5 protein-coding genes are annotated in these 6,659 nt (G+C 66.9%); 2 read left to right on the top strand and 3 right to left on the bottom strand.

Going from position 1 to position 6,659, the window contains the following annotated elements:
• Nucleotides 1-184 precede the first annotated feature (184 nt).
• The gene (gene pyk / locus GY791_15250; protein ID MCP4329783.1) at nucleotides 185-1,597 is read left to right on the top strand and encodes a pyruvate kinase; all 1,413 of its coding nucleotides are present in this window, start codon (nucleotides 185-187) and stop codon (nucleotides 1,595-1,597) included.
• Nucleotides 1,598-1,696: 99 nt separating this feature from the next.
• Here pyk and GY791_15245 read toward each other — a convergent pair whose 3' ends face one another.
• The 3 genes from GY791_15245 to GY791_15235 all read right to left on the bottom strand — a co-directional run bounded on the left by GY791_15245 (nucleotide 1,697) and on the right by GY791_15235 (nucleotide 5,248).
• Complete coding sequence (locus GY791_15245; GenBank protein ID MCP4329782.1) at nucleotides 1,697-2,488, bottom strand: hydratase; 792 nt, start codon at nucleotides 2,486-2,488, stop codon at nucleotides 1,697-1,699.
• 6 nt (nucleotides 2,489-2,494) lie between these two features.
• Nucleotides 2,495-3,118 (bottom strand): LysE family translocator, encoded by a 624-nt coding sequence (locus GY791_15240; protein ID MCP4329781.1) that lies wholly within the window; start codon nucleotides 3,116-3,118, stop codon nucleotides 2,495-2,497.
• A gap of 96 nt (nucleotides 3,119-3,214) precedes the next feature.
• Nucleotides 3,215-5,248 carry an elongation factor G gene (locus tag GY791_15235; protein ID MCP4329780.1) on the bottom strand — a complete coding sequence of 678 codons (2,034 nt, stop codon included), beginning with the start codon at nucleotides 5,246-5,248 and terminating at the stop codon, nucleotides 3,215-3,217.
• Between the two features lie 160 nt (nucleotides 5,249-5,408).
• Between GY791_15235 and GY791_15230 the strand changes: the two genes are divergently transcribed.
• Nucleotides 5,409-6,656 carry an MFS transporter gene (locus tag GY791_15230; protein MCP4329779.1) on the top strand — a complete coding sequence of 416 codons (1,248 nt, stop codon included), beginning with the start codon at nucleotides 5,409-5,411 and terminating at the stop codon, nucleotides 6,654-6,656.
• Nucleotides 6,657-6,659 lie beyond the last annotated feature (3 nt).

Genomic DNA, 6,659 nt, shown 5'->3' with positions numbered 1-6,659 from the left:
TGAGCGCCAGGAAGAAATGGCGCAGGCTCGATGGATCAAACCACCTCGCCGAGGTCATCCAGGGAGTGAGATTCGAGAACGGCATCAAGCAAATCCAAAACGCCGCCTGACCAGCCCGTCACCAACTTTCGGGCATAGCTCGTTTCCAACTCGCATTAGTCCGTACCTGGTATAGACTGCGTCCATGCGCCGGCAACGCAGCACCCGAATCTTGGCCACGTTGGGGCCCGCGACCAGCGACAGGGACACCATTGCCCGGCTGTTCGAGGCTGGAGCCGATGTATTCCGCCTCAATTTCAGTCACGGCGATCACGCCGACCATCGTGCGCGCTACGACACCATCCGCGCGATCGAGAAAGAGACCGGCCGGCCGATCGGCATCCTGATGGACCTGCAAGGTCCGAAGCTCCGCGTCGGCACTTTCGGAGACGGCAAGGTAACGCTGGAAGCCGGCGCGAAATTCCGCCTCGATCTCGAATCGGCACCCGGCGACGGCGGGCGGGTTTGCCTGCCCCACCCCGAGATTTTCCAGGCCATCCGTCCCGAGACGATGCTTCTGCTCGACGACGGCAAGGTGCGCCTTCGCGTGCTCGGTTGCGATGCCGGCCACGCCGAGACCGAAGTCGTCACCGCCGGGGTCCTGTCGGACAACAAGGGCGTCAATGTGCCGGGGGTCGTGTTGCCGATCTCGGTGATTACCGAAAAGGATCGCGAGGATCTCGAATTCGGGCTCGAGCTCGGCGTCGACTGGGTCGGCATGTCGTTCGTGCAGCGGCCCGAGGACCTCGAGGAGGGGCGGGCGCTGATCGCCGGGCGGGCGGCGTTGATGGCCAAGCTGGAGAAACCGGCGGCGATCGACTGCCTCGACGAAATAATCGCCGGCTCGGACGCGCTGATGGTCGCGCGTGGCGATCTCGGCGTCGAATTGCCGCCCGAGGACGTGCCCCGGATTCAGCGCCAGATCGTACGCGATTGCCGGGCGGCGGGGAAACCGGTCGTGGTGGCGACGCAGATGCTCGAATCGATGATCCAAGCCCCGACCCCGACCCGGGCCGAGGCATCGGACGTGGCGACCGCGGTCTACGAGGGCGCCGACGCGGTCATGCTGTCGGCCGAGACGGCGGCCGGGGATTACCCGATCGAGGCGGTGACGATGATGGACCGTATCATCCGCGGCGTCGAACGCGATCCGTCCTACCTTCGCGTCATGGACGCCGAACATCCCGACCCGCAGGCGACCGCGTCGGACGCCATCACCGCCGCCGCGCGCCAGGTCGCCCATACGATCTCAGCCGTGGTCATCGTGACCTATACGTCATCGGGCTCGACCGCCCTGCGCGCCTCGCGAGAGCGCCCCGAAGTACCGATCCTGAGCCTGACGCCGAGCCTGGCGACGGCGCGCCGTTTGGCGCTGGCCTGGGGCGTCCATTGCATCATCACCGACGACATCGGCAACACCACAGTGATGGTCGACCAGGCCCGTCATCACGCCCGGGCCGAAGGGTTCGGCGAGGCGGAGGCACCGTTCGTGATCACCGCCGGGGTGCCATTCGGCACGCCCGGCGCGACCAACCTGCTCCGTATCGCCTGGGTTTAGATTCGGCTGTCACGCCTACGCCAACAAGCCGCGCAGCATCCCGACCGTTTTCTCGCAAATCCGAAGGCGTTGAGCGATTGGGGCCGCGGCGGCCGCGGATCAGTCGGTGAAAGCCACGGTGACGGCGCCGAGGTCACCGAAATCGGCGGTCGCGCTATCCCCCGCCTCGGCATAGACGATCCCGGTGCAGGTGCCGGTGGTGACCACGTCGCCGGCCTTGAGACCGCCGATCCAGTCCGCCCGGTCATTGGCCAGCCAGGCTAGCGCCGCCAGGGGGTTGCCGAGAACGTCAGCGCCGGTGCCGGTCTGCCTGACCGCGCCGTTGACCGACAGCGAAACGCCATGAGCGGCCAGATCCGTGCTCTGCCAACCGGTCACCGCCGGGCCGATGACCAGCGCGCCGTTGACCGCATTGTCGGCGGCCAGGGATGGCGCGCCGGCCTTGGTCCATTCGATGAACCGGCTATTGACGATCTCGATCGCGGGATACAGGCATTCGATCGCCGACGCCATATCGCCGGCGCTGTAGGGCGCCCCCGACGGCGGCAGGTCGGCGCCGAGACGAAAGGCGAATTCGCCCTCGAGGCCGCGAAAATGAAACGCGCCGGCCGACAGTTCGGCCGGGCTGTCGACCAGCACGGAGGCGAACACCCGGCCCGGAAACGGTCCGTCGGCACTTAGTATTTCACACGCCTCGTCGCTGGTGCAGGCGATTTTCCAGCCCGCGCGCGGCACATCGAGCGCCGCCGCCACACCATCCTGGATGCGGTAGCCGTCGGCCATCGTCGCCGGGCGGCATTCGGCCGGAAACGACTCGATCCGGCGGTGATCGCCGCGCGCCGCCAACAGCAGCCGCACCGCTTGTTCCACCGCCACGTCGGACAGCGCCATCGGATCCTAGGAGCGTCGCAGGCCGGCCAGAATTAGGCCGGCGCCGATTAAGACAGTGCCCGCGCCGCGATTGAGCAGCAGCTGGCGCCGCGAGGTATTGAACCAGCGCCTGACCCGGCCGGCGAAGGTGGCGTACAACGACATCACGGCGAAGGCGATCGCGACGAAGGTCGCTCCCATGATGGCGAATTGCGGTCCCTGGGCCGCTGCCGGATCGAGGAATTGGGGGAAGAACGCGACATAGAACAATATCGGCTTGGGATTGGTGAGCGTCACCAAATAGCCCTGCAGGAAGCGTTTGCGCGTCGACCCCTGCCCGTTTTGGGCGCCGCCGCCGAGATCGATCGGCCCGGCTCGCCAGTAGCGAATACCGAGGTAGATCAGATAGGCGACGCCGACCCATTTCATGACCGTGAAAACCTGCGCCGAGATCGCCAGCAGCGCGGTCAAGCCGAAAGCGGCGACCACGACATGGGTACTGTCGGCGGAAATGACGCCGAGGATGGTCGCCATCGTCGGACGGCGACCGAAGCTGAGCCCGTGGGCGACGACGAGCAGCGTACTCGGCCCCGGCGCCACGATGACGATGGCGGCGGCGGCGAAGAACGCGAGCCAGACACTGAAATCCATCCTAATATCCTCTGCCCGACGGTGACGCCGCGACTCCGGCCCGCCAGACCCGGCAACGGGTAACGATTGCGACGGCGGGGATCGGCGCCATCGCGATCAGTTCTTGGCCAGCGCCTCGGCGCGGGCGGCGACGACCTGTTCGGCGAGCCGGCCGGTCAATTCCTGCAGACGGTCGAATTCCCAGCTGAAGAATCCGATGCCCATGGTCGCCGACCGCAGTTCGATGATCAGGTCGTGCATCTCGGCCTGCGGGATCTGCGCCTTGACCTCGTCCCAACCGGTCCAGCCGGGCTTGGCATCGAAGCCGAGGATCTGGCCGCGGCGGCCGCTGACGATGCGCTGCACGTTCGACGTGAAATCGCTGGGCACCGAAACGGCGACGTCGAGGATCGGCTCGAGTAGTACCGGATCGCATTTCGGCAGCCCCTCGTTCATCGCCTGCCGGCCGGCCATGCGGAAGGCCTGGTCCGAGCTGTCGACCGAATGGTGCTGGCCGTCATTGAGCTCGACCGCGACGTCGACCACGGGGAAACCGAGGGGGCCGCGGCCGAGATGCTCCTTTACGCCGTTTTCGACCGACGGAATGAACTGGCGCGGGATCGCTCCGCCGACCACCTTGTTGGTGAATTCGAAGCCGGCACCGCGCGGCTGCGGCTTGATTTCGACGACGACGTCACCGAACTGGCCATGCCCGCCCGATTGCTTCTTGTGGCGCGCATGCTGTTCGATCCTCTTGCGGATCGTTTCCTTGTAGGGGACCTGCGGGCGCCGCGCCGAGACGCCGATATTGTATTTCGATTTCAGCTTGTCGGCGGCGATCTGAAGATGGATCTCGCCCTGCCCCCACAACAGGTGTTCGCCGGTGTCCTGATTGTGCTCGACGGTGACCGAGGGGTCCTCCTCGATCAGCTTGGCGATGCCGGTCGACATCTTGACCTCGTCGCCACGGTCCTCGGCGACGATGGCCATGTTGAACAGGGCATCCAGCGGGTCGGGCCACGGCGACATGTCGGCGGGCCGCGTACCCGATGGAGTCAGCGTATCGCCGGTCTTGACGTCTTCCATGCGGCCGAGGGCGACGACCGCCCCGGGTGCCGCCTTGGCTATCTTCTCCTGGCCCAGTCCCAGCATCTTGAACATGCCGCCGACACGGGTCCCATTGAGCGTCATGCCGTCGGCGATTTCACCCGCCAGGACACGGGCCATCGACAGCTTCCCGGCACGGGGCAGGTTATAGGTCTTGAACACCTGGGCGACCGGCTCGCCGTCGCCGACCCCGAGACGGGCGGCCAAGGCGTCGACCTCCGGCGTGTCGTGGCGCAGCGCCTTCAACAGCCGCCACACGCCGCCGTCGTTCTCCGCCGAGCCGAGGAGAACCGGCACCACCCGGTCCTGCTGCAGGTTCGCCTTGAGATAGGTGTAGACCTCCTCCTTCGGCGGCACCGTGTCCTCGAGCAACTGCTCAAGCAAGGTATCATCGAAATCGGCCAGCGATTCCAGCAGCTCCTGGCGCGCCTCCTGGCCGCGGTCCTGCAAGTCGTCGGGAATCTCGATCAGCTTCGATTCCTCGCCGGCGCGGTACTCATAAGCGCGCTCGCTGATCAGGTCGACGTAGCCGGTCACCTCCTCGCCGTTGCGGATTGGCACCTGGCGCAGGACCAGCGGCCGCTCGGATGCCGCCTGCAGCGCCTCGATGACTTCGCGCACGGTGCTGTTGGCGATATCCATCTTGTTGATGAACACCATGTGCGGGATGTCGTTGTCGTCGAGGAACTTGAGCAGCGGCGCGGCGATCGGCGCCTTGGTGACGTCGGGCTCGACGACGACGACCGCGATATCGGCCGCCAGCAGGGCGTTGTGACCTTCCTGACCCAGCTCGACCGACCCCGGACAGTCGAGGATCGTCCACTCGTCGCCGAGATAGGCGGTGCAGGCGATGTTGACCTCGACACTCATCTGCCGCGCCCGCGCCTCGTCCGACGAATCACCGACCGTGTTGCCTTCCTTGACCGAGCCCTTGCGATTCGTCGCCCCGGTGGCGAAGAGAACGCTTTCCAACAATGTGGTCTTGCCGCTGAGATAGGGTCCGACGAATGCCGCGCAACGCGGCCCCGACGCAGATTCACTCACCTGACGCCTCCCTGAAGGTTATGTTCGTGGCGTTCGGTCCCGGGGAATGAGACGGGCAGGCCCGGCTGCAGGAACGAGACCGACGGTCCGTTGCCGCTAATCTTCCAATCCGGCGGCGGCGATGCAAGGAAAAACCGGCGTTGGAACGATGGGTGCAGCGATGATTTGGCCGACACGGGGATTGTGGCGCCACCCCGACTTCCTCAAGCTATGGGCGGCGCAGGCGGTCAGCGCCTTCGGCAGCCGCATCAGCCGCACTGCGCTGCCCATCCTCGCACTGCTGACAATCGGCGCCAGCCCGGCCGAAATCGGCATCCTGTCGGCGTTGTCGGTCGCCCCCGGCGTGGTTGTCGGCCTGGTCATGGGTGGGCGGGTCGACCGCTCGGCCAAGCGCCCGTTGCTGATCGGCGCCGACCTGGTTCGCGCCGCCCTGTTGCTGACCGTGCCGCTGGCCGCTTGGCTCGATCTGCTGGCGATGGCTCAGCTCTATCTGGTCGCCGCCGGTGTCGGCGCGGCGACGACCCTGTTCCAAATCGCCGACAACGCCTACCTGCCGGCACTGATCGGAAAGCCGGATCTGGTCGAGGGCAATGCCAAGCTGGAATCGACCGACGCCGTCGCCGAGATCGGTGGGCCGAGCGTCGCCGGTATCCTCATCGAGCTGATCTCGGCGCCGGCGACGATCCTTGTCGATGCGTTCACCTACCTGGTGTCGGCGGCGTTCCTTCATCGCATCCGCAAACCCGAGCCGCCGGCCAAACCCGAGACCGAGCGCCCGACCATGGCCCGCGATTTGGCGGTCGGCCTGCGCGCCGCGTTCGGCCACCCGCTGGTGCGGCCGTTGTTCGTGGTCGAGAGCCTCGGCGCCCTGTCCGGCGGGTTCTTCTATGCCCTCTACATGATCTTCACCATCGACACCCTCGGCCTGTCGCCGGGGACGGTCGGCGTGCTGATCGGCATCGGCGGGATCGGCGCCTTGCTCGGCGCCGTGCTCGCCCGCCACGTCACCACGCGGTGGCGGTTGGGCCCGGCGATGATCGCGATGCTCGCGGCCGGCCAGGCCGCCGCGCTGCTGATCCCGCTGGCCCAGGGCCCGCTCTGGCTGATGCTCGGTTTCCTCGTCACCCACCAGCTGATCGGCGACGGCTTGATAGTGGCCTATGCGGTGCAGGCGGTCAGCCTGCGCCAGACCGTGCTGCCGCTCGCCGTCCTCGGCCGCGCCAACGCAACCCTGCACGTCCTGACCGGCGTGCTGGTGCCGACCGGCGCCCTGCTCGCCGGCTGGCTGGCGACCGAGCTCGATGTCCGCACCGCGGTATGGATCGGTGTGATCGGCGGCCTGACGGCACCGCTGGTCCTCGCGCTGTCGCCGATTCGCGCCCTGCGGCGCATGCCTGACCCGGCGTAGTCC

The sequence above is a fragment of the Alphaproteobacteria bacterium genome (assembly GCA_024244705.1).
In the GTDB taxonomy this organism is placed as follows: domain Bacteria; phylum Pseudomonadota; class Alphaproteobacteria; order JAAEOK01; family JAAEOK01; genus JAAEOK01.
The sequence above is the reverse complement of the archived record's forward strand: the minus strand, read 5'-3'. Positions and strand labels throughout refer to the sequence as shown.